At 65.1% G+C, this 21519-nt stretch carries 19 protein-coding genes; 8 read left to right on the top strand and 11 right to left on the bottom strand.

Features of this window, described 5'->3' with window-relative positions:
* Positions 1–16 precede the first annotated feature (16 nt).
* The 7 genes from fabF to X566_RS18325 form a co-directional block, all read right to left on the bottom strand.
* A complete protein-coding gene (fabF, locus tag X566_RS18355) occupies positions 17–1282 on the bottom strand; it encodes a beta-ketoacyl-ACP synthase II (RefSeq protein WP_034470298.1) in 1266 nt (421 codons plus the stop codon).
* Between the two features lie 96 nt (positions 1283–1378).
* Positions 1379–1618 carry an acyl carrier protein gene (locus X566_RS18350; protein WP_034470296.1) on the bottom strand — a complete coding sequence of 80 codons (240 nt, stop codon included), beginning with the start codon at positions 1616–1618 and terminating at the stop codon, positions 1379–1381.
* Between the two features lie 314 nt (positions 1619–1932).
* Positions 1933–2670, bottom strand: coding sequence for a 3-oxoacyl-[acyl-carrier-protein] reductase (gene fabG / locus X566_RS18345; RefSeq protein WP_034470294.1), 738 nt, complete (start codon positions 2668–2670; stop codon positions 1933–1935).
* A gap of 147 nt (positions 2671–2817) precedes the next feature.
* Positions 2818–3765 carry an ACP S-malonyltransferase gene (fabD, locus tag X566_RS18340; protein ID WP_034470293.1) on the bottom strand — a complete coding sequence of 316 codons (948 nt, stop codon included), beginning with the start codon at positions 3763–3765 and terminating at the stop codon, positions 2818–2820.
* A 322-nt stretch (positions 3766–4087) separates the two neighbouring features.
* The gene (locus X566_RS18335) at positions 4088–4342 is read right to left on the bottom strand and encodes a hypothetical protein (protein ID WP_034470292.1); all 255 of its coding nucleotides are present in this window, start codon (positions 4340–4342) and stop codon (positions 4088–4090) included.
* A 252-nt stretch (positions 4343–4594) separates the two neighbouring features.
* Positions 4595–5629, bottom strand: coding sequence for a fatty acid desaturase family protein (locus X566_RS18330; protein WP_034470289.1), 1035 nt, complete (start codon positions 5627–5629; stop codon positions 4595–4597).
* A complete protein-coding gene (locus X566_RS18325; RefSeq protein ID WP_152539971.1) occupies positions 5626–6444 on the bottom strand; it encodes a TetR/AcrR family transcriptional regulator C-terminal domain-containing protein in 819 nt (272 codons plus the stop codon). The genes X566_RS18330 and X566_RS18325 overlap by 4 nt, the downstream gene beginning before the upstream one ends.
* A gap of 397 nt (positions 6445–6841) precedes the next feature.
* Between X566_RS18325 and rpsF the strand changes: the two genes are divergently transcribed.
* The 5 genes from rpsF to X566_RS18300 all read left to right on the top strand — a co-directional run bounded on the left by rpsF (position 6842) and on the right by X566_RS18300 (position 10824).
* On the top strand, positions 6842–7300 hold the full coding sequence (gene rpsF, locus X566_RS18320; protein ID WP_034470287.1) for a 30S ribosomal protein S6: 459 nt from the start codon (positions 6842–6844) through the stop codon (positions 7298–7300).
* A gap of 11 nt (positions 7301–7311) precedes the next feature.
* Positions 7312–7551 carry a 30S ribosomal protein S18 gene (gene rpsR / locus X566_RS18315; RefSeq protein WP_034470284.1) on the top strand — a complete coding sequence of 80 codons (240 nt, stop codon included), beginning with the start codon at positions 7312–7314 and terminating at the stop codon, positions 7549–7551.
* Positions 7552–7752: 201 nt separating this feature from the next.
* Positions 7753–8721: a DUF2232 domain-containing protein gene (locus tag X566_RS18310; protein ID WP_034472346.1), complete on the top strand. Its 969-nt coding sequence runs from the start codon at positions 7753–7755 to the stop codon at positions 8719–8721.
* Positions 8722–8753: 32 nt separating this feature from the next.
* On the top strand, positions 8754–9353 hold the full coding sequence (gene rplI, locus X566_RS18305; protein WP_034470282.1) for a 50S ribosomal protein L9: 600 nt from the start codon (positions 8754–8756) through the stop codon (positions 9351–9353).
* A 307-nt stretch (positions 9354–9660) separates the two neighbouring features.
* Complete coding sequence (locus tag X566_RS18300; protein ID WP_051444331.1) at positions 9661–10824, top strand: hypothetical protein; 1164 nt, start codon at positions 9661–9663, stop codon at positions 10822–10824.
* 44 nt (positions 10825–10868) lie between these two features.
* On the opposite strand, the gene X566_RS24060 is transcribed toward X566_RS18300, so the two are convergent.
* Positions 10869–11777: a hypothetical protein gene (locus X566_RS24060; RefSeq protein WP_152539970.1), complete on the bottom strand. Its 909-nt coding sequence runs from the start codon at positions 11775–11777 to the stop codon at positions 10869–10871.
* Between the two features lie 273 nt (positions 11778–12050).
* On the opposite strand from X566_RS24060, the gene X566_RS18290 reads away from it, so the two are divergent.
* From X566_RS18290 to alr, 3 genes are all read left to right on the top strand, one after another.
* The gene (locus tag X566_RS18290) at positions 12051–13298 is read left to right on the top strand and encodes a cyclopropane-fatty-acyl-phospholipid synthase family protein (protein WP_152539969.1); all 1248 of its coding nucleotides are present in this window, start codon (positions 12051–12053) and stop codon (positions 13296–13298) included.
* A gap of 258 nt (positions 13299–13556) precedes the next feature.
* Positions 13557–15056, top strand: coding sequence for a replicative DNA helicase (locus tag X566_RS18285; RefSeq protein ID WP_034470279.1), 1500 nt, complete (start codon positions 13557–13559; stop codon positions 15054–15056).
* Between the two features lie 252 nt (positions 15057–15308).
* The gene (gene alr, locus X566_RS18280; RefSeq protein ID WP_034472336.1) at positions 15309–16475 is read left to right on the top strand and encodes an alanine racemase; all 1167 of its coding nucleotides are present in this window, start codon (positions 15309–15311) and stop codon (positions 16473–16475) included.
* A 66-nt stretch (positions 16476–16541) separates the two neighbouring features.
* On the opposite strand, the gene X566_RS25070 is transcribed toward alr, so the two are convergent.
* From X566_RS25070 to X566_RS24050, 3 genes are all read right to left on the bottom strand, one after another.
* Positions 16542–16694, bottom strand: a complete 153-nt coding sequence (locus X566_RS25070; protein ID WP_160170495.1) for a hypothetical protein — start codon at positions 16692–16694, stop codon at positions 16542–16544.
* Positions 16695–16834: 140 nt separating this feature from the next.
* Positions 16835–17491 (bottom strand): helix-turn-helix transcriptional regulator, encoded by a 657-nt coding sequence (locus X566_RS24055; protein WP_051444329.1) that lies wholly within the window; start codon positions 17489–17491, stop codon positions 16835–16837.
* A 293-nt stretch (positions 17492–17784) separates the two neighbouring features.
* Entirely contained in the window at positions 17785–21336 is a 3552-nt protein-coding gene (locus X566_RS24050; RefSeq protein ID WP_051444328.1) for an autotransporter domain-containing protein, read from the bottom strand.
* Positions 21337–21519: the final 183 nt, after the last annotated feature.

Genomic DNA, 21519 nt, shown 5'->3' with positions numbered 1-21519 from the left:
CAGGGATTTACCAGACTTAATGCTCGATTCGCTTGACGATCAGCGAGGCGTTGGTGCCGCCAAACCCGAACGAGTTCGACAGCGCCACGTTGATCGGCCGCTGCCGCGCCTTGTGCGGCACGAGGTCGATCGCCGTTTCGACGGACGGATTGTCCAGATTCAGGGTCGGCGGGGCGACGTTGTCGCGCATCGCAAGGATTGAAAAGATCGCCTCGATCGCGCCCGCCGCACCCAGCAGATGTCCGGTGGACGATTTGGTCGAGGACATCGAAATTTTCGAGGCCGCGTTGCCGACCAACCGCTCGACCGCGCCGAGCTCGATCTCGTCGCCGAGCGGCGTCGAGGTGCCGTGCGCGTTGATGTAGTCGAGGTCGGAGGCGGCAAGGCCCGCGCGCTTTAAAGCAGCGCTCATGCTGCGGAACGCGCCGTCGCCATTCTCGGCCGGTGCGGTGATGTGGTAGGCGTCGCCCGACATTCCGTAGCCGACGACCTCGGCGTAAATCTTGGCGCCGCGCTTCTTGGCGTGCTCGTACTCTTCCAGCACGACAACGCCGGCGCCCTCGCCCATCACGAAGCCGTCGCGGTCCTTGTCGTAGGGACGCGAGGCCTTCTCGGGCGTATCGTTGAAGCTCGTGGACATCGCGCGCAACGCGCAGAATCCTGCGAACGAAATCCTGTTCAGCGGCGATTCGGTGCCGCCTGCCACCATCACGTCGGCGTCGCCGAGCGCGATCAGGCGCGATGCATCGCCGATCGCGTGTGCGCCGGTCGAGCATGCGGTGACGACCGCGTGGTTCGGGCCCTTCAGCCCATGCGCGATCGAGACATATCCTGAGGCGAGATTGATCAGACTGCCGGGAATGAAGAACGGCGACACCCGCCGCGGGCCGCGTTCCTTCAAGGTGATCGCCGTGTCGGCGATGCCCTCGATACCGCCAATGCCGGAGCCGATCATGGTGCCGGTGGCAAACTGCTCTTCGTCAGTCTTGGGATGCCAGTCCGCATCGTCGAGCGCCTGCTTGGCCGCGCACATCGCAAACACGATGAACTCGTCGACCTTGCGCTGGTCCTTCGGATCCATCCACTGGTCGGCGTTGTAGGTGCCGTTGCTGCCGTCACCACGGGGGATGACGCAACCGACCTTGGTCGGCATGTCGGAGACATCGAACGATTCGATTTTCGTCGCTCCGCTCTCGCCGTTGATCAGGCGCTTCCACGCATGCTCAACACCGCAGCCGAGCGGCGAAACCATGCCGAGGCCTGTGACGACAACCCGCCTCATCTTTGGCACTCCGACTGGACGCTGTCAGAGCTCGGAACAGCAAACCGGTTCGTGCCCAAGAGGCCGAACCGACTGCCGAGCTCCGACGACCGAGCGTCAGCTCTTTGCGTTCTTCTCGAGGAATTTCGTTGCGTCGCCGACGGTGAGGATCGTCTCGGCCGCGTCGTCCGGAATCTCGCAGCCGAACTCTTCTTCAAAGGCCATCACGAGCTCGACCGTGTCGAGGCTGTCCGCGCCGAGATCGTCGATGAAGCTTGCGCCCTCGACCACCTTCTCGGGCTCGACACCAAGGTGCTCGACCACGATCTTCTTAACCCGCTCGCCAATGTCACTCATCGTCTCAACCTCTAGTTCTTTAATGACCCGATCGTGAAGCGATGCGAGCCTTCGTGGTGGTAGTCTGGCGCGATCCCGTTTCCGGTTCTCGCGCATGCCTGTTTAACTGCGTCTCACTGTCCAGGTTGCGTCGACCAAGGAATGGCAAACAAGCGTGACAGACGGCGGGAGCCGGCCCGGAAATATACGGGCTCGTTCGATCCCGCAATCCCGTCTTTTGCCCGCCCACTGGTGGGTTCGGTTATCATACTTCCCCAGCCTTGACCAGCAGGCGCCAACGCGGTTTCCCGACGCAGTAACAACCTCTATCCTTCTCAAATCATTGCCATTCCGCCGTTTACATGCAGCGTCTGGCCGGTCACATAAGCGGCCTCGTTGGAGGCGAGGTAAACCGCCGCAGCCGCAATATCATCCGCCGTTCCGAGCTTGCCCGCAGGAACCTTCTCAAGAATCGCCGCGCGCTGCTTCTCGTTCAGCACGTCAGTCATGGCGGTGGCGATGAAGCCCGGCGCGATGCAGTTCGCGGTGACGTTGCGCTTGGCGTACTCCTGGGCGATCGACTTGAACATGCCGATCATGCCGGCCTTGGTCGCCGCGTAGTTGCTCTGCCCCGCATTGCCGGTGATGCCGACCACCGAGGTAATGCCGATCAGGCGGCCGAAGCGCTTGCGCATCATCAGCTTGGTCGCTGCGCGGGCAAGACGGAAAGTCGCCGCGAGGTTGACGTTGATGACCTGCTCCCACTCCTCGTCGCGCATCTGCACGAACAGATTGTCGCGCGTCACGCCCGCGTTGCAGACGAGAATGTCGAGCTGCCCCATCGCCTTCTCGGCATCCGGAACCAATGCCTCGACCTCTTCGGTGCTGGACAGGTTGCACGGCAGCACATGCACGCGGTCCTTCAGCGCGCCGGCGAGCTGGTCCAGCACCTCGCGCCGCGTACCGGATAGCGCGACGGTCGCACCCTGCTGGTGAAACGCACGGGCGATCGCACCGCCGATACCGCCAGTGGCTCCGGTGACCAGCGCGGTCTTGCCTGTCAGGTCGAACATGACGCCCCCTGTGGTGATTTGAGCATGATCCAGACCGGAACGGCCGCATTGGCACGAAGCGGGAACCGGCTCTCCGGAAAGATCATGCGCGACTTGAATGATGGAATCGAGACCGGATTTACCCCAATCCGATCCCGCGCGATGAGATCAGCCGGCAGCCTTCGCATCCTTCGCCGCAGCGATATCGGCAGGCGAACCGATCGACACGCCGGTCGCGCCGTCGGCAATCCGCTTGACGAGGCCGGTCAGCACCTTGCCAGCGCCGATCTCATAGAACTTGGTTACGCCCTCACCCGCCATGTAGGCGATCGACTCGCGCCAGCGCACGGTACCGGTCACCTGCTCGATCAGCCGCTTGCGGATTTCGTCCGGATCGCTGATCGCCGACGCCAGCACGTTGGAGACGAGCGGCACCACCGGCTTATTGATGGCCACGCCCTGCAGCGCTTCGGCCATCGCGTCGGCCGCGGGTTGCATCAGGCGGCAGTGGAATGGTGCGGACACCGGCAGCAGCATCGCGCGCTTGGCGCCCTTGCCCTTGGCGATCTCGACCGCGCGATCGACCGCCTCCTTGTTACCGGAAACGACGACCTGGCCGCCGCCATTGTCGTTGGCGGGATCGCAAACCTGGCCCTGCGCCGCTTCGGCGGCGGTCGCAACGGCTGCGTCATAGTCGAGGCCGAGCAGCGCCGCCATCGCGCCGACGCCCACCGGCACCGCCTTCTGCATCGCGCGGCCGCGCGCGCGCAGCAACTTGGCGGTATCCGACAGCGAGAACGCCCCCGCGGCCGCGAGCGCCGAGTATTCGCCGAGCGAATGGCCGGCGACGAATTTCGCATCCCTCACCGACAGGCCGGCTTCCGCTTCCAGCACACGCTGGGTGGCGATCGATACCGCCATCAGCGCCGGCTGCGCGTTCTCGGTCAGCGTCAGCGTGTCAGCGGGACCGTTCCAGATGATGTCGGTGAGCTTTTCGCCCAGCGCCGCATCGACCTCGTCGAACACGGCCTTAGCGACCGGAAACGCATCGGCGAGAGCCTTGCCCATGCCGACGGCCTGCGAGCCCTGCCCCGGAAAAGTAAACGCAATTGCCATGGTTTGCCGCCGCCCCCAGAAGCCGCTCTTCACTGTGCGGGGGTAATCACCGTCTGGCCTGCAGATGTCAAGCGGGGCTGGGGATGGGCCGGTTCCAGACTGGGACAATTACGCCTTTGCGATGGAGGCTTATCGCCTCACGCCACCGCGGCCTGGAGCCGGTCGCAACCTCAAGCGATGACACTTCGGCAAGCGCGTTTCAGGGTGTCATCGCCATATCGCTTGTCCTCGGTTCAGGCGTCGGCGATGCGCGAAGGGGCGGATCGATACGGCGGTCGCGCATCGGCCGGCCCGCATGCCGTAGAGACCGATTGCGCCCACGTTAGCGGCGCCGGGGGCCCGGGACATCGAGGCTCATGATCTCGTGTCCATGCAGCTCTTCCGCGAGCGCTGCGTGGCCCCTCTCCTTGCTAAATTTCCGAAGCTCCTGGGTCATGTCGTGCGCCAACGCCCGGTATCGAGATGCGAGCCACTCGAAGGCTTCTCGCTTGGGCTTATCGACCGCAAGTCTGGCAATGAGCTCGCATTCGGCGGCCTCCGCTTCGAGCTTTTCGATTTGTCGCTTGAAGTCCATCATGAGCGCAGTCGCTCCGTTCGGCCGCCGCGTGTCACTGGCGAGCGTTTCACGGCTTAGGGGCCGGGATCAATCAATGATCCTGACACTCTCGGTGTCTGACTGCTGCCGAGCCGTTGAAACCGTTACGCGAATCCGTGCGGCATCGTCGTTTGTAGATGCAGCTATGCGCGATCGTGCTCTTCGTCTGAGGCAACGTGCGGCACCCCGCCACGTCTCGGAGACGTCTCCGCTAGAAGCTCAGAGTGCTGCAGCTCAGAACCCCGCGGCCGCCTGGTCGCTGCCGACCGCGGCTCCGTCTCCTGCACCCTCACGCACGCGGCGCGCGTTGTTGACGATCTTACCTGGACGATCCTCGCTGTCGGCCTTGGCCATCGCCAGCCGCAGCACCGCTGCGTAGCTCGGCTGCACCTCCATCCGGCCGGCATAGGTGCGCCCCAGGATCTCGTGAACGCGCGGCAGGTTGTAGCACGGCACATAGAACAGCAGGTGATGCTCGAGGTGATAGTTCACATAATACGGCGCGATGAACAGCCGCTCGAAAACGTTGGCGCGGGTCGTGCGGGTGTTGCGCAGTGGATCGTCGCTGTCCGGCACCACCGCGTGCTCGGCGATGTTGCGGATGCGGGTGATCACCATGTGCCAGGTGAGCAGCGGCAGCAGCCAGAGCAGCGGATAGGCCCACCAGACACCGGCGGCGGCGAGGCTAACGAACATGATCGCATTAACCAGCAGCTGCCTGCCGAGCTTGTCCCAGAAATGCTTCGCGCGCTGCCGCAGCGGCCAGTCGCGCGGACCAAGTGCGTTGAGCAGTTGTGCCTTGCGCTGCTGATAGCCGGTTTGCCCTGAGATATCGCGCCAGAACTTGCGGCGGTAGCTGGCACGCGTGATCGGAAACGGCGCCGATAGTACGAGATCGGGATCATCGGCCTGCTGCGTGTGCGCGTGATGCTTCAGATGATAACGGCGATAGGCGCGCGTTTCGGCGAACACCGGATAGGCGCAGAACCACTGGCTGAGAAACAGATTCAGTTTCTCGCCATTGGCGAGGCTGCCGTGCGCGCCGTCATGCATCAGGATCGCAAGCCCGAGTTGGCGCGAGCCGATGATCGCCACGGCCAGCAGAAACGTGATCGGATTCGGCCACCACGCGACCAGCGCGATCGCGCCGATGATCATCGCCCACGCATGCACGATCAGCGCGATGCCCTTCCAGGTCGTGCGCGTCCGCACCTCGGCAAGCTGTTCCATGCTCATGAAATCGCGGGCGAGGACGCGGGTCGCGGTCATGACGAGGTCTCCTTGTTGGAGGGATCGACGCTCGAGAGAGCGGCACGTCGTGCCCGGCTGTCGCGGCCGGCAACAACCCTCAGCCGCCGCTCCGGTCTTGCCGTATCGGCCTGGGCGTCCAGCACGCGCAGCATCTCGGCGGCCATCTCGTCGGCCGAGCGGCCGGTGGCATAGCCTTCCAGCGCGACGCCAAGCGCGATCGCCCNGAACCGCCGCGCCGACGTCGCCGGATCGAGCCTGGAGCGCCAGCCATGGGCGGCCACCTGCCCGGCATAGGCGCGCAGGCCCTCGCCATGCAGCCGTTCGATGGTGCGCTCCACCAATGGCGCGAGATCCTGCCGCCGCCGAGTCAGCGTCAGAGCCTCGATGAAGAACATCAGCGCGTCGGCCTGCATGACGCTGTCGGTCAGCGCCTTGGTGTACGCGCGCGGCGTCGCCGCATCGGCTGCCGCCTCCTCCGCCGCTTGGCCCGCATACAGCACGTCGCGGCAGGCGGCCTCGACGAACAGCGCCTCCTTGGTGCGGAAGTAATAGGTGATCTGGCTCGGAAACGCGTCGGCAGCCGTGGCGATATCGGCGATCGATGCGCCGCCGAGCCCCTTCTCCTTGAACAGGTCGCTGGCGGCATCGAGCAGCCGCGAGCGCATCTGCCGCCCCGCACTGCGGGTGGCCCTGACCGCGTGCTTGGGCCGGGCGTGACCGGGCTGTTCTTGCTCAGGCCCCGTAAATCCGGATTCGGCCTGTCCGACGTCCTCCGAGGCAATGCCTGCCGACCTGGTTTCACCCTGCCCGCTTTCGGGGATGGTTTTGGCCATCGTTTCCTCCGGAAGATATTTGTATGCTATACAAACAAATACAGCAAGGCAAAATTGATGGAGGCGATGGATGCCGGATACGTTCTGGCGCAACGGCCTCGGAATTGAAATCCTCTGTCCGGCTCAGCTTTTCCGGCAGCTTTAGGCCCGCTCCCGTCGCCTATTCGCGCCGTTTCCTGGCCAATTCCCTTGCCAACCGGGCAAAAACCCTTATAAGCGCGCCATTCGTTGCTTCCGGCCGGGAGCTGAACGGACGGTCTCACCAATCCACGTTGATTGTTGCGGCAGGGCCAGTCGGCCCGTCGTCCCGTGCTTCCGCCTTCTGAGCATTCGAGCCTTTCCAGAAGGGTTCGAGGGGCTTGCCGTCGGGAGCAGCGCCAACAAGGAAAGGACTGTCATGCCGCTTTACGAGCATGTGATTCTCGCGCGCCAGGACGCGAGCCCCCAGCAGGTCGAAGACCTGACCAACCAGATCAAGGGCGTGATCGAGCAACTCGGCGGCAAGGTCACCAAGACCGAGTCGTGGGGCATCCGCTCCCTCACCTACCGCATCAACAAGAACCGCAAAGCGCACTTCACGCTGCTCAACATCGATGGCCCGGCCGCCATCATTGCCGAGATCGAGCGCCAGGAGCGCATCAACGAAGACGTCATCCGCTATCTCACCGTGCGCGTCGACGAACTCGAGGAAGGTCCGTCGGCGATGATGCGCAAGTCCGAGCGCGACCGTGACGACCGTCCGGGCGGCTTCGGTGGCGGTGGCTTCCGTGGCGACCGCGAAGGCGGTTTCCGCGGTGATCGCGGCCCGCGCCGCCCGCGTGAAGAAGAAGCCCCCGCTCAAGCGACCCAGGAGTAAGACCGATGGCCATGGCTGCAAACACTCAGCGCCGCCCGTTCTTCCGCCGCCGCAAGACCTGCCCGTTCACGGGCGCGAATGCGCCGAAGATCGACTACAAGGACGCGAAGCTGCTCGTCCGCTACGTCTCCGAGCGTGGCAAGATCGTGCCGAGCCGCATCACCGCCGTTTCGGCAAAGAAGCAGCGTGAACTCGCCCGCGCCATCAAGCGCGCGCGCTTCCTCGGTCTGCTGCCTTACGTCATTCGCTGACGCCAATCCTCAACGCGCGGACGCCGCGCGTTGAGACATCTTGCTAAGACTTTGCCGGCATCCGCTTGAAAGGCTGAGATCTTTCCTCTCGTGCCGGCGTTCTGAAATTCATAAGGCTGCGGGAATCCGCCCGCGGCTGATGGTTGAGGCGGACGGCAACGCTCCGCTTCTAACCGCTCGAAGGGAGCGGGACAGCTGATGATGATGTTGAACATTCTCATTGCGCTTGCGGCCGGCGGTGCGTCGGCGCTGATGTTCGCGTCGATCATTTCCGGCGCGTTGATTTCGCTCGTCTTGTTCTATCTCGCGCCGTTGCCACTGTTGGTGGCAGCGCTCGGCTGGGGACCTGTCAGCGCGCTGATCGGCGCGGTCGCCGCGGGCGCCGGCCTTGGCCTCGCCTTCGGCCTTACTTATTTCCTCGCCTTCGTCGTCACCGTGGGCCTGCCCGCCTTCTGGCTCGGGCACCTGACACTCCTGGCCAAACCCGCTGCGACCTCAGACGGCGTCGCGCCGGCCGATCCCGACGCGCTCGACTGGTATCCACCCGGCCGCCTGCTGCTGTGGGTCGCGGTGTTCGCCGCATTGATTACCATGAGCGCGCTGTTCACGCTCGGCAGCGACGCCGAGACGATCAGTGCCGAACTCCGCCGCGGCCTCGCCCGCATCATCGGCGCCCGCGACGGCACCGCGCCGAACACCGATACCGACCGCATGCTCGACATGGTGACCCAGGTTGCGCCGGCCGCAGCCACATTGGTGGCGATGATTACCCTGACGTTGAACCTGTGGCTATCGGGCAAGATCGTCGCGATGTCGGGTCGCCTGCGCCGACCGTGGCCCTATCTGCCGGCCGTCGAGCTGCCGCCGCTGACACTAATGGCACTCGCCGTCGCGCTGGCGCTGTCGTTTGCGAGCGGCATCGCCGCGATGCTGGCGCAGGTCGTCTCGACGGCGTTGCTGATGGCCTACATGTTCGTCGGCTTCGCGGTGCTGCATGTGGCGGCAAGCGTCTCCGCCGGGCGCTGGTGGTGGCTGCTCGCCGCCTACGGCGCGGTATTCATCTTCGGCTGGCCGTCGCTGATCGTGGCGATGCTCGGCCTGCTCGACAGCGCGATCGGCCTTCGCCGCCGCCTGTCCAATCGGGCAAAACCGCCCACCCCTTCAACCTGACACCGCAGACATCTGAACAACGGAGATCGATCATGGAAGTCATTCTTTTGGAACGCGTCGCCAAGCTCGGCCAAATGGGCGAAGTCGTCCGCGTCAAGGACGGTTACGCCCGCAACTTCCTGCTGCCGCGTGGTAAGGCGCTGCGCGCCACCAAGGACAACCGCGAAAAGTTCGAGGGCATGAAGGCCGAGCTCGAGGCGCGCAACCTCAAGGCCAAGGGCGAGGCGGAGAAGACCGCAGCCCGCATCGACGGCCGTGACGTGGTGGTGCTGCGCCAGGCGTCCGACGCAGGCCAGCTCTATGGCTCGGTGTCGAGCCGCGACCTCGTCGGCCTGTTCGAGGCCGAGGGCATCCGCGTGACGCGCGGCCAGATCCTGCTCGACGCCCCGATCAAGACGATCGGCCAGCACAAGATCGAGATCGCCGTGCACCCGGAGGTCGAGGTGGCCGTCACCGTCACCGTCGCCCGCAACGCGGATGAGGCCGAGCGCATCAAGCGCGGGGAAGACGTCACCGTCCGCCGCGAGGAGGAAGACGAGGCCGCCGAAGCGCTCGCGGCCGCCGAGGAGTTCTTCGAGGAGAAGACCGAGGCCGAGGGCGAAGCCGCCGAGACGGAAGGCGAGCAGGCCTGATCCGTCTTCGCTATCGGCGACAACGAGGCGCTGGCCAAGGCCGGCGCCTTTTTCGTTGTGCGATCGTCTGCGTAGGTATTCCCGCTCTCACATGCCGCCTCTCCTCAACAGACGCGGTCACGCTCGTCGTATCGCCTAGACCCGTCAGGTTTTTCCCCGCCCGCGGCAAAAGATTCCGCCCCGCGCCTCGGCAGAGGCTGTGCCGGCGCGCGATAAGCCTGCATTCGCAATCACCTGCACGCTGGCACGGCGCTTGCTGACATCTCTTCAACGCAAGCCGTCTTGCTACAGCATGTGAGAGCCAGCGATGTCGTCGATCCTCGGCACCAGCCTGTCGTTATACACGTCGGCCCAAACCGCCGCCGCAACCAGCGGCACGACGACCGCAACCGCGCCGAACCTCGCCGCACTGCTGACCGCGCAGGAGCAGGACGGCAGCAGCGTGAGCGAGCCGACCACCGTGACCCTGTCGGATCAGGCGAAGGCCTATCTGGCGCAGAGCGCGGACAGCGCCGGCAAGGACCAACCGTCCACAGCAACGCTCGCGGCCAACGCGCGTCGCTGGCTCGACGATCAGTACAAGACGCTCGGCATCACCTCGGCAATGATCAACGGTCAGACCGCGATCGATCTCTCGGGACAGAGCCGTGCGACCCTGTCAGTCATCGCCGCCAACGTCGACAAGCAGTTCAGCAAGGACGAAGTGACCGCTGCGGCCAACGCGCTGACGCAGCGCTTCGATACCGCGATGACCCCCTACACGGTGATTGCGCGCCATACCGGCAACTATGCAGGCCTCTATGAGGCGGCGATCGGCTACATGGACGAGGCCGATCCCGCCGAACGCGCTACCGACAGATGGACGACGCAGCGGCAAGCGCTAGCGGATGGGCTCAGCGCTGCGCGGCGGAGTTACGGCAAGGCGCCGGACACCGGCAATCCCGACGACACCGTGCGCGCCCTGCTCGACAAGCCGACGGCAGGCGGCGCGACCGGTTCGGACACCAGCAGCGCCGGAGTGGCAAGCCGCGCCCGCGCAATGCTCGACGATCAGGCCAACAGCGCCAAGGACAAGGGCCTGCAGCTCGTGTTCGACCGCGGCCGCAAGACCACCGGCCAGCAGGCCGACTTCTCCAATTTCGACAACCGCACCCTCGCCGCCGTTGCCGTCAATCAGGATCAAAAATTCTCGGTCGAGGAGGTCCGCGCCGCGAAAAGCGAGCTCGACCTGCGTACACGCAGGAGCATTCTCGCTTCGCTCGATCCCTCCACCAACGGCGGCGGTACCGCGAATGCGAGCCTTGCCCTGATCAAGCAGTATTCGACCATGAGCGCCGAGGAGAAATCCGCGCTCGGCGTCACGGATGCGGTGATGGGGCGGCTGGTCGATAACTATCGCCGCTCGCTATCGATCCAAAGCGCGTTCAGCGGAGGATCGAACGGAGCGATGAGCCTCGGCGCCTATCTGTAGAGTGCGATTGCGATCAGGCGAAGCCACTTGATCCGCGTTCGGGCCTACTTCTTCTGCCCGGCCCGTGCGGCCGGGGCGTCTTCCCGCATGATGTCGAGCTTAGTGTCACTCGACGAGGAGTCACGCTTCGGCGCGTCGGCAGGTGGTGCGGCCGCTGGCGGTGCCTCCGCCGGGGCGGCAGCCGGTGCTGCCGGAGCCGCAGGATCGGGCTCGACCACCGGCGGCGGGAAGCCCGGCAGGCTCAATCCCGTCGGTTGCCGCGGCGCCACAGGCTGCGCCGGCGCCACCGGAGCGGGCTTAGCCTCTGTGGCAGGCGCTTCGTGAGGGGCTTGGCTGGGCTCGGCCGTCGCGGGCTTCGACTCGCCCGCAGGCTGGGTAGCGGGCTCGCCCTCAGGCTTCGTTTCAGATGGCGTCGGCTTGCCGGCCTCGGGTTTAGCAGCGTCTTCCTTGTCCGTCTCGGCTGCGCCTTTAGCGGAGTCGGATTTGGCAGCATCATGCTTGGCGGCTTCCGCCGGATCGGCCTTGCCCTTCTTGGCGGCGCGATGCCTCGGCTCGCGCTTCGGCAGCTCCTTGCCGTCTGCGGCCGGAGCTCGGGTCGCGGTTTCGCCCGCGCCCTCGCCACCTCTGGCCCGCTGCTTCGGCTCACGCTTGGGCGGCTCAGCGACGCGGTCGGTACCGCCGCTGCCCAGCACGTAGGCGGCCATGATACCCGCCATCTCCGCGCCGGTGGTGTAATGCTGGCGCAAAAAGCCCGGCAGTGAACCGGGTGGCACCGTCTTGACGAGACCGCGCGGCGAGCGGTGGCAGACCGCGCAGGTGCTGGAGAAGATCTGGCTCGGCGGCTTGCCGGCATCGAGCTGCTGTGCCTGCGCCGGCTGCGGAGCGACTGCAACAATCCCGCTGAGGCCGACGAGAAACGCCAAAGCCGCCAAACAGAGCGCTCGGCTCCTCATTCAAACCTCCGGTCGCGCAAGCTTAAGTTTCGGTTGGACGCCACCTTCTAACCGATTGCCGCGCGAATGGAAGTCCGCAAACGCCGCGATCAAACGGCCGTGACTGGATAACCCCGGAGATCGCCGGGCCGGGCTCCGCCGGGCCAGGACTGACGGTTTGCGGCATTCGTCAGCCGCTCGCCTGATTTGCATTGCGTACGCACCGGAAACTTTTGCGGGCTGATAAACATATGTTGGTACGGAGATGTGCGTAGCGGCTTGGGGATGATCTACATGGATCGCTTGCTGCGTTTTTTACTGACCACCAATGTCCGCCGTGGCTCGATCACGATCGCCACGGCCTCGGGGACGGTTTTCCGGTGCGGGGACGGGACAGGGCCGCCGCTCCGCGTCCGCTTCACCACAAATTCCGCCGTCCGCCGCCTAATCCTCGATCCGGAACTGGCGCTGGGTGAACTCTACACCGAGGGCGAACTCGTTCTCGAACAGGGCAGCATCGACGAGCTGCTGGCGGTCGTCATGGAACAGCCCGACGCCGCCACACCGCGCTGGGCCATGGGCCAGGCATTCGCCCGCAAGCTCTTGCGCCGCATCGCTCAATTCAACTGGCGCGGCCGCTCGCGCCGCAACGTCGCCCATCACTACGACCTCGATGGACGGCTGTACGCGCTGTTCCTGGATTCCGACCGGCAATATAGCTGCGCCTACTTCGAGAGCCCGGACCAGTGCCTCGACGACGCCCAGCTCGCCAAGAAGCGCCACATCACCGCAAAGCTATTGGCTGGCCCCGGTCAGCGGGTGCTGGACATCGGCTCCGGCTGGGGGGGGCTTGCCCTCTATATCGGCGAGACGTGCGGCGCCTCGGTCACCGGCATCACCCTCTCCGACGAACAGCTTCGTTACGCCGAGAACCGACTGATCGAAAAGCCCGTCCCCGGGGTCGCCTTCAAGCTGCAGGACTACCGCGACGTGCCGGGCCCGTTCGACCGCATCGTCTCGGTCGGCATGTTCGAGCACGTCGGCGTCGCCTATTACGACACGTTCTTCCGCCGCTGCGCCGAACTGCTCACCGACGACGGCGTGATGCTGCTGCATTCGATCGGCCGCTCGGAGGGCCCGGCGGCGACCAATCCATGGATCGCCAAATACATCTTTCCTGGCGGATACATCCCGGCGCTGTCGGAGATCCTGCCGTCCATCGAACGCGCCGGTCTGCTCGTCAACGACATCGAGATCCTGCGGCTGCATTACGCGGAAACGCTGAAGGCATGGCGGGAACGGTTCCTGGCCCGGCGAGAGGAAGCCGAACGGCTCTACAACGACAAGTTTGTGCGGATGTGGGAGTTCTATCTGGCCGCCTCGGAGATGTCGTTCCGCAAGCAGGCGATGATGAATGTGCAGATTCAGATCACCAAGCGGCAGGGGATCGTTCCGATGACCCGCGACTACATTGCCGATGCGGAGAACCGGTTGCGCCGCGCCGAGCAGCGGCAGCCGAACCTACAGCTCGCTGGCGAATAGAACCGTATCGCCTGCGTCGGCTGACCGCTCTGCGCGCGAGCGAACCATCGGCGCGCGCAGAATTCGATTGAGCATCGCCGCCGAAGTCCTTAAGTCCTCAGGCGCACGGGCTGCGCCCTGAGTCGTCAAGCAGTTTCCGCATCGCCGCCTGCGCCTTTCGGCTGGGTGTGGAAAGCGGGGTATGACGGGTCGCGGGACTCGCCAACGCCAGGGCCTTGCGCCATCTCTTTGCCAGAAACCGCACCGTCACTTGAACTGATGCCCATCAACGATTCGACCGCCCTGAAGCTGGCGCCCGACGCCGGCACCCCGGCCTATCGCACGGCTCCGCACAACATCGAGGCCGAGCAAAGCCTGTTGGGCGCCATCCTCGTCAACAACGATGCGTTTTATCGCGTCTCCGACTTCCTGGAGCCGAAGCACTTCTTCGAACCGATCCATCAGCACCTGTTCGAGATCGCCGGCAGCCTGATCCGGATGAACAAGATCGCGACGCCGGTGACGCTGAAGACGTTCGTTCCGGCCGACACCGACATCGGCGGGCTGACGGTCGCGCAGTATCTCGCCCGCCTCGCCGCCGAAGCGACCACCATCATCAACGCGCAGGACTACGGCCAGACCATCTACGATCTGGCGCTACGCCGCGACCTGATCCGCATCGGCGAGGACATGGTCAACGTCGCCTACGACGCGCCGGTGGACTTCGCCCCCCGTGCGCAGATCGAGGATGCGGAACGGCGTCTGTTCGAGATCGCCGAAACCGGCCGCTACGACGGTGGCTTCCAGCGCTTCGCCAACGCGCTCACCACCGCTGTCGACATGGCGGCAAACGCCTATCAGCGCGACGGCGGCCTCTCCGGCCTCGCCTGCGGCTTGCGGGCGATGGACGCGAAGATGGGCGGCCTGCAGCCGTCCGACCTGATCATTCTCGCCGGCCGCCCCGCCATGGGCAAGTCGTCGCTCGCCACCAACATCGCCTACAACGTCGCCCGCGCCTATCGCGGCGAGGTGCAGGCGGACGGCCACATGAAGACGGTCGATGGCGGCGTCGTCGGCTTCTTCTCGCTGGAAATGTCCGCCGAGCAGCTCGCGACCCGTATCATCGCCGAGCGCACCGGCATCTCGTCGTCCAGCATCCGCCGCGGCGGCATCTCGGAGGCCGATTTCGACAAGATCCGCGATCAGGCGATCGAGATGCAGTCGATCCCGTTCTACATCGACGAGACCGGCGGCATCTCCATCGCCCAGCTTGCCGCGCGCGCACGGCGGCTGAAGCGGCAGAAGGGTCTCGATCTTTTGATCATCGACTACCTGCAGCTGCTCACCGGCTCCGGCAAGCGCTCCGACAACCGCGTGCAGGAAATCACCGAAATCACCACCGGCCTGAAAGCGCTGGCGAAGGAGCTGAACGTTCCGATCATCGCTCTGTCGCAGCTTTCGCGTCAGGTCGAGGCGCGCGACGACAAGCGCCCGCAACTCGCCGACCTGCGTGAATCCGGCTCGATCGAACAGGATGCCGACGTGGTGCTGTTCGTCTACCGCGAGGAATACTACCTGCAGAGCAAGGAGCCGCGCCCCGGCACGCCCGAGCACGAGAAATGGCAGACCGAGATGGATCTCGCCCACGGCAAGGCCGAGGTGATCATCGGCAAGCAGCGTCACGGCCCGACCGGCACCGTCAATCTGCAGTTCGACGCCAGCGTCACCCGCTTCTCCGACCTCGCCGACGAACAGCACCTGCCGGAGCGGACGTACTGACATCCGACTACGGCTGGTCCGCAAGCGGCTGCGGTTGACGCGTCATCGTTGCGGCGTAATCTGCCGCACATGTGGTGCTGGCGCGAAGCGATTTGGATGAATCATCCTCGCGCTTGAGTTCATTGTTTAAGCACGATCTTTGTTTAAGCGTGAGCTATCCGGAAAACTGGTTCTGACGGTTCCGGATGATGCTTTGGAGAGTGCGCGCAACGTGAAAGTGTGGACGACGTGACAGACGGACCGGCGGAAGCCATGGCGCAGACGGTGATCTCCGTACCGAGCGGCATGACGGCATCGGGCGAAGCCCGTTTTGCGGATGCGGCTTCGAATGGCGTATTGACCGTCGATCTCGACGCGATCGTCGCCAACTGGCGCAAGCTGGAGAGCCGCAGCGTGCCGGCCGAATGCGCCGCCGTGATCAAGGCCAACGCCTATGGCTGCGGCATCGAGCCAGTGGCACGGGCGCTCACCAAGGCCGGCTGCAAGACCTTCTTCGTCGCCACGCTTGATGAGGCACGCCGCGCGCGGCACGCAGCCGCCAACGCTACAATCTATGTGCTCAACGGTTTCTTCGCCGCCACCGGCCCCCTCTACGCCGACTTGAACTGCCGCCCGGTGATTGGCGACATGGGCGAACTCGCCGAGTGGGATACGTTCTGCAAGGTCAATCATCACGCCGGCGGCGCCGCACTCCACATCGACACCGGCATGAACCGGCTCGGCATCAGCCTCGCCGAAGCGCAGGCGCTGGCGCCGCGCATCGCCCAGGGCAACCACGGCATTATGCTGGTCATGAGCCATCTCGCTTGCGCGGAAGATCTGCACAATTCGATGAACGGTCGCCAGCTTGCGGCGTTCCGCGAGATCATCGGCCAATTTCCCGATGTGCCCGCCTCCCTGTCGAATTCGTCCGGTATCTTCCTCGGCGCGCCCTACCAGTTTGATCTCGTGCGGCCGGGAGCGGCGCTGTACGGCGTCAACCCGACGCCGGAAGCCGACAACCCGATGCAGCCGGTAGTCGAGGTGAAGGCGCGCATCGTGCAGGTGCGCACGGTCGAGAAAGGTGAGACGGTCGGCTACGGCGCGACCTGGACCGCGCGGCGGCCGACCAGGATCGCCGTTGTCGCGACGGGTTATGCCGACGGCTATTTCCGCAGTGCCGGTGGCGCCGATGGCATTCGCGCGGCGGAGGCCGTGATCAAGGGCCAGCGCTGTCCGCTGGCCGGACGCATCTCGATGGATTTAACCGCGATCGACGTTACCGACCTGCCCGCCCCGCCGCGGCGCGGACAGATGGTGACATTGCTCGGCGACGGGGTCACCGTCGATGAGCTGGCGCACCATTTCGGCACCATCGGCTATGAGGTGCTGACCAGCCTCGGCGATCGCTACCAGCGGGTGTATCGCGGCGGCACCTGAGGAACAGGCGACGCGGATGGCGCAATGGCGGCTTCCGACTAGCGTCCGTCGCGGCCGCACCAAAGCCTAATCGGTCGGGCTTCGCACGCCTGTCAGCCGCTCGATGCTCGGCGCACTCGCCCCGCGCATCTGCTCGACGAACTTCAACAGATAGATCGCGACGAAGCACGCGACCAGCACACCAATGCCCAGCATCAAAGCCTGAGAAGCTGCAGTCATGACGTCCTCCTGTCGAGGAAGCAAAGTCCACGCGCCGATCATAGGCCCGCGCGAGGACGGCCGTCGATCGCATCAAGTGTCGCGGAGCCGGCGGCAAAACGACGCCGGGCGCATGCGATCAGCCGCAGCGGCAATGCGGCTTACGGCGCCCCGCCCTCGGCCTGCCGGAGGTCGCCCGGCGTCATGCGATAGGCTTGACGGAAGGCGCGGTAGAATGTCGCCAGACTGTCGAAGCCGCATGCGAAGGCGATCTCGGCGACATGCTTGCGCGGTTCAAGCGTCAGGCGCCGGCGCGTTTCCGCGAGCCGCATACTCATCAGCGTACGCGAGAAGCTGAGACCAGTCGGCTCGAACAGCAGGTGCAGCTTGCGCACCGAGATGCCGAGCGCCCGCGCCACCAGCAGCGGTGACAGATCGGCGCGATGCATGTGCGAGGCGAGCAGCCGGTTCGCCACATGCAGATAGCTCGCGCGCAGCACGTTGCGGCTTTCCTCCGGAGCCGGCGTCACGCGACCGTTCGCCAGCAAGGCGAGCTGTGCGATCTGCCGCGCCACCTCGCGGGCGCCACTCAACGGTACCGTCCGCATCGCCAGCGTATCCTGCACCGCATCGATCAGTTGCGTGACGAAATCCGCGCCGAAAGCAGCTTCGGGCGTCGGCGCCACGCTGTACGGATGCGCCGCGGCAAAGGGCGTCGCCGTGCGCTCATGCAAGCCGGCGCCCCGGCCAGGCGCGCGATGCGGCAGCTCGGTGTGCATACTTGCCGTCCGCCCATCGTTGTCGATCGAAAACCCCATGGGTCACGCGCCTCGCCCAACGCCCGCAGGTCAGTCATCACTCGCCTGCCTGCCTCCAGCCCTTCCCATATTTCTCATATATGGATATTTTGTGCAATAGAGATTTGATCGCTTAATGAAATCGCCACCGGCTGACGCACGTTGTCCCGGTGCCAAGCCGATGCCGCACCATGCGAGCCAGCGCGGCGCCCTTGGCGCGGAGGGTCACGCGCGATGGTGCTCGTGGGTGGCTGCGCGTCTGCAGCTCAAGGGATATCAGCGCCGGACGAGCCATCGCCGCGGCGCCGCCAGTTTTACCACCGGTAGCGGACGGTGCCCCGGCCGGCGTAGCTTTCGACGTTGCGGGAGAACTCGCCGTCGAAGGAGGCGGCGAGTGCGAAGCCGCTGCGCCAGGCCATCTCGGCCCCGGCGGAGACCAGCGCCGCATCGCGCGCCGGTGTGGCGCCGCTGACGACGAAGGCGGACGCCGGCAGCGACTGGAAGTTCACACTGACGCTGCGGCTCATATCGAAGTTGTGCGCCCACGCCGCACGGCCGCGTAAGGTCACGCGGGCATCATTGAGCACGAACGACGTGTCCGCGCGCAGGCCGAGTTCACTGCGCGAGGCGGTCACATCCTTCGACTGATAGCTAAGTGCAAACAGGTTGCCGCCCGCGACCACCTCCTCCGCATAGCCCGGCAGGAACAGCGTTGTGAACTGCCCCGCTACATAGGGCGTCAGGCCCAGGTCCTGTCCCATGCTTTGCCAGGCGAAGCGATAGCCGCTCTCGATCCGCCCCGACAACGCGTTGGCATCGAAGCGGGCGCGGTAACGGTTCAGGAACACGCTACGATCGGTGGTGATGTCCTGCCAGCCATAGGCGAGCGCGGCCGCGACATATGCCGCGCCGATCGCGTGCCGGCCATAGATGCCCGCCTGGAACGCCTCCGAGCGGCCACTGCCGAGCCCCTTGGCGAAGCCGTAATTGGAGCCAGCGCCACCCAGCGCGAAGCCGATCGTCGTGTCTGGCGAGAGCCGATAATCGGCACCGGCCACAGCGCCGTAGATGCGCACGGTGGTGTCGGCCGAGCCGACGCTGGCGTTGCCGGCTGTGGTCTGCGCGCCGCCGAAGCCCGACGCCCACACGCTCCACCGGTTAAAGGCATCGGCGAGGCGCGGCGGTGCTTTATAAACAGCGTTGTACGCCTCGCGCTCGCTCGCATTGCGGCCCTGCCGCGGCGATGCATAGGCCAGCGCCTCGTCCGCGTAAGGCATCGCGCCACCCTGCCCGGTCTCGCCACGGCCGGCCGCGAACGGATCGAGCATCGCGCCCAAAAACTGCGACATCATGTTGAACGTCGCCTGCTGCGTTCCGGTCGCCGCCTCGCCCGACACCTGCGTCAGGCCCTGCGGCGTCAGCGCGCCGAACGCCAGCGGAATGCCGCCCGCGGTGTTGAACGAGTTCACCAGCGCATTGGCGACGCTGCTCTGATTCAGGTTCAGTCCATTGCCGTAGTCGGGGCTGGTCGGCGGCTCCGGATCCGGCGGCACGAAGTTCAGCGTCAGGTTCAGGTAGGCATTGTTGGTGTCATAGGACAGCGACGGCGCGAAGTTCGCCGGCAGGTTGGTGTTGACCAGCGACGCGAATGTGCCGCTGACACCGCCCGCCGCATTGAGGACGGTGTACTGCCGCGTCACATACGCGCCTGGCGCGTAGATCGCCGCCACCGTCGCACCGCCGAGTGTTGCCATGCCGGTGACGTTGGTGCGGTCGCTCGCCGCCGGATCAACCTCGACCCGATAGGTCGACGCCGCCGTTAAGCTGAGGCTGCCCTGTATGGTGAGCGTGCCGATCGAGTTGCCTGGCGACAGCGTGCCACCATCGATTGCCGTGGTGCCGACGATGCCATTGCCGCCAAGCATGCCGCCCGTATTGACCGTCATCGTTCCCAGCGACGATCCGTTGCTGACGAAGCGACCGCCATTCACTGTTACGTCCGAGACAATGCTGCCGCCCGCCGCAACCTCCAGCACGCCTGCATTGACCGCCGTCGCGCCGGTGTAGGTGTTGGTACCGAGCATCTGCGTCGTGCCGCCGCTCACGGCGACGCTGGCACTGCCACCGAGCCCGTTGATCACGCCGCCGCTCGACGTCAGCGCGCCGGTCAACGACCCGTTGCGGATCGTGCCGCCGTTCTGCAAGGACACGCCGCCGTTCTGGGTCTGCGATGTGCCGCCAAGATCGAGCACTGCTGTCGCGCCATTGACGGCGGTGGCATTCGCCGTGTCGCCGAGCGTGCCCGCACCGCTCAACGCCAGCACGCCGGCGTTGATGGTGGTGCCGCCAGTGTAGGTATTCGCGCTGCTTAGTATGAAGGTGCCCGTGCCCTGCTTAATCAGCCCGCCGCTGCCGCTGATCTCGCCCGAATAGCTGGTCGAGGCGTTATCTGCACCGGTCGTCAGGGTGCCGCTGCCGAGCGTTACCCGGCCCGCACCTGCGAGCGATCCGATCGTCTGGTTGAGGCCATTGAGATCGAGGACCGCGCCGCTCGCCACCGTATAGGCGGAGAACGGCGAGAACACGTTCGCGGCGCCCGCCTGCAGCGTCCCCGCGCCGACGAACGTCGCGCCGGTGTAGGTCCCTGCGCTGCCGAGCGTCAGAGTACCTGCGCCGATCTTGGTCAGCGACCCGGCGCCGGAGATCGGGCCGTTCAGCGTCGCATCGACGCCGTTGGTGTCGATGATGCCACCCTGCGACATCAGGATGATCGGCTGCGCGCTGCTGATGCCGGTGTTGATGAAGCGCAGCGTGCCGCCGGTGAACACCGCACTCGTGCCGGTGCAGCCAAGCGCATTGCCTTGTCCAGCCGAGAACGTACGCCCCGCCGCAAGCAGCGCATTGCCATTGCCGCAGGTGCTCATCGACCAACTAAACGGCTCGGAGAATAGTGGCTGGATGACGCCGGTTGTCAGATCGACGACTGAGAATGTGTTGTCGGAATTCGAGAGATAGACGCGCTTGCCATCGTGGCTCAGTACCAAGCCTGACGAGCCCATGGCAGTGGTGAAGGTCTCGATCACTGCATTGGTTGCAGTATCGATGACTGAGAGGCCGGTCGAGCCTGACACATAGGAGCGGCTCCCGTCCTGCGAGAGCACCACTTGGCGAGCGAATGGAATGGGAATGTTACCGACAACCGTGTTGGTACCGCTGTCGATGACTGACACGGTCCCGGATTGGCCGGCCACGTAAACGCGTCTCCCATCTGGACTGATTGCGACCCCGAGCGGCCCCCCTGCCACAGCAACGGTGGCAATCAACGTGAGGCTTTGTGTGTCGATCACCGATACGGACGATGCGATGACGTTTGTGACATAAGCACGCCCGCCATCAGGACTGACCACGACGTGGATCGGGGTGCTTCCAACCGGCACGACGCCGACCACGGTGTTGCTGGCGGTGTCGATGATCGACACGCTGTTGGATTGGCCGTTGGTAACATAAAGCCGGGTATTGTCTGGGCTAAGCGCCACACCATCGGGTCCCCCGGCAACAGGAATGATCTGGATCACGGCATTGGTGCGCGTATCGATCACCGACACGGTGTTATCATAGGAGTTGCTCACATAGATCAGCGACTGGTCGCCCCGCACGGCGACACCACGCGGGAATCCGGTGGGTACCGAACCAGCCGAGTTGCCTGTGTTCATGTCGATGATCGTGATCTCGTCATTGTTCGAATTGGGCTTGTACACGAACTGCGCCGAAGCAGGGTTGGCCCCCACCAGGATCGCGAAAAGCGCCGTGCTCGCCAGCAGCGCCCCGCGTGAGCCACCGCGCACGAATGACGTCGTCGAAACCATTGCCCAGAATCCCCAACCCGATACCGGCGGCACTATAATGGCCATGCTCCGGTTGCGCATCCGGTTACCTTCCGGAGAACTGCAAAACTCTCCTGTGGTTTGATGAAGCAGCCGTGATCTCAAGACAGCGCCGGCGCTCCTGGCGATCGCCCACGCGCACGGCCACTGTGGGATGCCCGTCCG

Origin of the sequence: Afipia sp. P52-10 (genome assembly GCF_000516555.1) — a bacterium.
Classification (GTDB): Bacteria; Pseudomonadota; Alphaproteobacteria; order Rhizobiales; family Xanthobacteraceae; genus P52-10.
The sequence above is the reverse complement of the archived record's forward strand: the minus strand, read 5'-3'. Positions and strand labels throughout refer to the sequence as shown.

Bases quoted from the DNA above. Each gene is read 5' to 3' on its own strand.
- alr (WP_034472336.1), top strand. From the start codon at position 15,309: ATGGCGCAGACGGTGATCTCCGTACCGAGCGGCATGACGGCATCGGGC.
- X566_RS18300 (WP_051444331.1), top strand. From the start codon at position 9,661: ATGTCGTCGATCCTCGGCACCAGCCTGTCGTTATACACGTCGGCCCAA.
- rpsF (WP_034470287.1), top strand. From the start codon at position 6,842: ATGCCGCTTTACGAGCATGTGATTCTCGCGCGCCAGGACGCGAGCCCC.
- X566_RS24055 (WP_051444329.1), bottom strand. From the start codon at position 17,491: ATGGGGTTTTCGATCGACAACGATGGGCGGACGGCAAGTATGCACACC.
- X566_RS18330 (WP_034470289.1), bottom strand. From the start codon at position 5,629: ATGACCGCGACCCGCGTCCTCGCCCGCGATTTCATGAGCATGGAACAG.
- X566_RS18310 (WP_034472346.1), top strand. From the start codon at position 7,753: ATGATGTTGAACATTCTCATTGCGCTTGCGGCCGGCGGTGCGTCGGCG.
- X566_RS18335 (WP_034470292.1), bottom strand. From the start codon at position 4,342: ATGATGGACTTCAAGCGACAAATCGAAAAGCTCGAAGCGGAGGCCGCC.
- X566_RS18350 (WP_034470296.1), bottom strand. From the start codon at position 1,618: ATGAGTGACATTGGCGAGCGGGTTAAGAAGATCGTGGTCGAGCACCTT.
- X566_RS18285 (WP_034470279.1), top strand. From the start codon at position 13,557: ATGCCCATCAACGATTCGACCGCCCTGAAGCTGGCGCCCGACGCCGGC.
- X566_RS24060 (WP_152539970.1), bottom strand. From the start codon at position 11,777: ATGAGGAGCCGAGCGCTCTGTTTGGCGGCTTTGGCGTTTCTCGTCGGC.
- X566_RS18290 (WP_152539969.1), top strand. From the start codon at position 12,051: ATGGATCGCTTGCTGCGTTTTTTACTGACCACCAATGTCCGCCGTGGC.
- X566_RS25070 (WP_160170495.1), bottom strand. From the start codon at position 16,694: ATGACTGCAGCTTCTCAGGCTTTGATGCTGGGCATTGGTGTGCTGGTC.
- X566_RS24050 (WP_051444328.1), bottom strand. From the start codon at position 21,336: ATGGTTTCGACGACGTCATTCGTGCGCGGTGGCTCACGCGGGGCGCTG.
- fabD (WP_034470293.1), bottom strand. From the start codon at position 3,765: ATGGCAATTGCGTTTACTTTTCCGGGGCAGGGCTCGCAGGCCGTCGGC.
- rplI (WP_034470282.1), top strand. From the start codon at position 8,754: ATGGAAGTCATTCTTTTGGAACGCGTCGCCAAGCTCGGCCAAATGGGC.
- rpsR (WP_034470284.1), top strand. From the start codon at position 7,312: ATGGCTGCAAACACTCAGCGCCGCCCGTTCTTCCGCCGCCGCAAGACC.
- fabG (WP_034470294.1), bottom strand. From the start codon at position 2,670: ATGTTCGACCTGACAGGCAAGACCGCGCTGGTCACCGGAGCCACTGGC.
- fabF (WP_034470298.1), bottom strand. From the start codon at position 1,282: ATGAGGCGGGTTGTCGTCACAGGCCTCGGCATGGTTTCGCCGCTCGGC.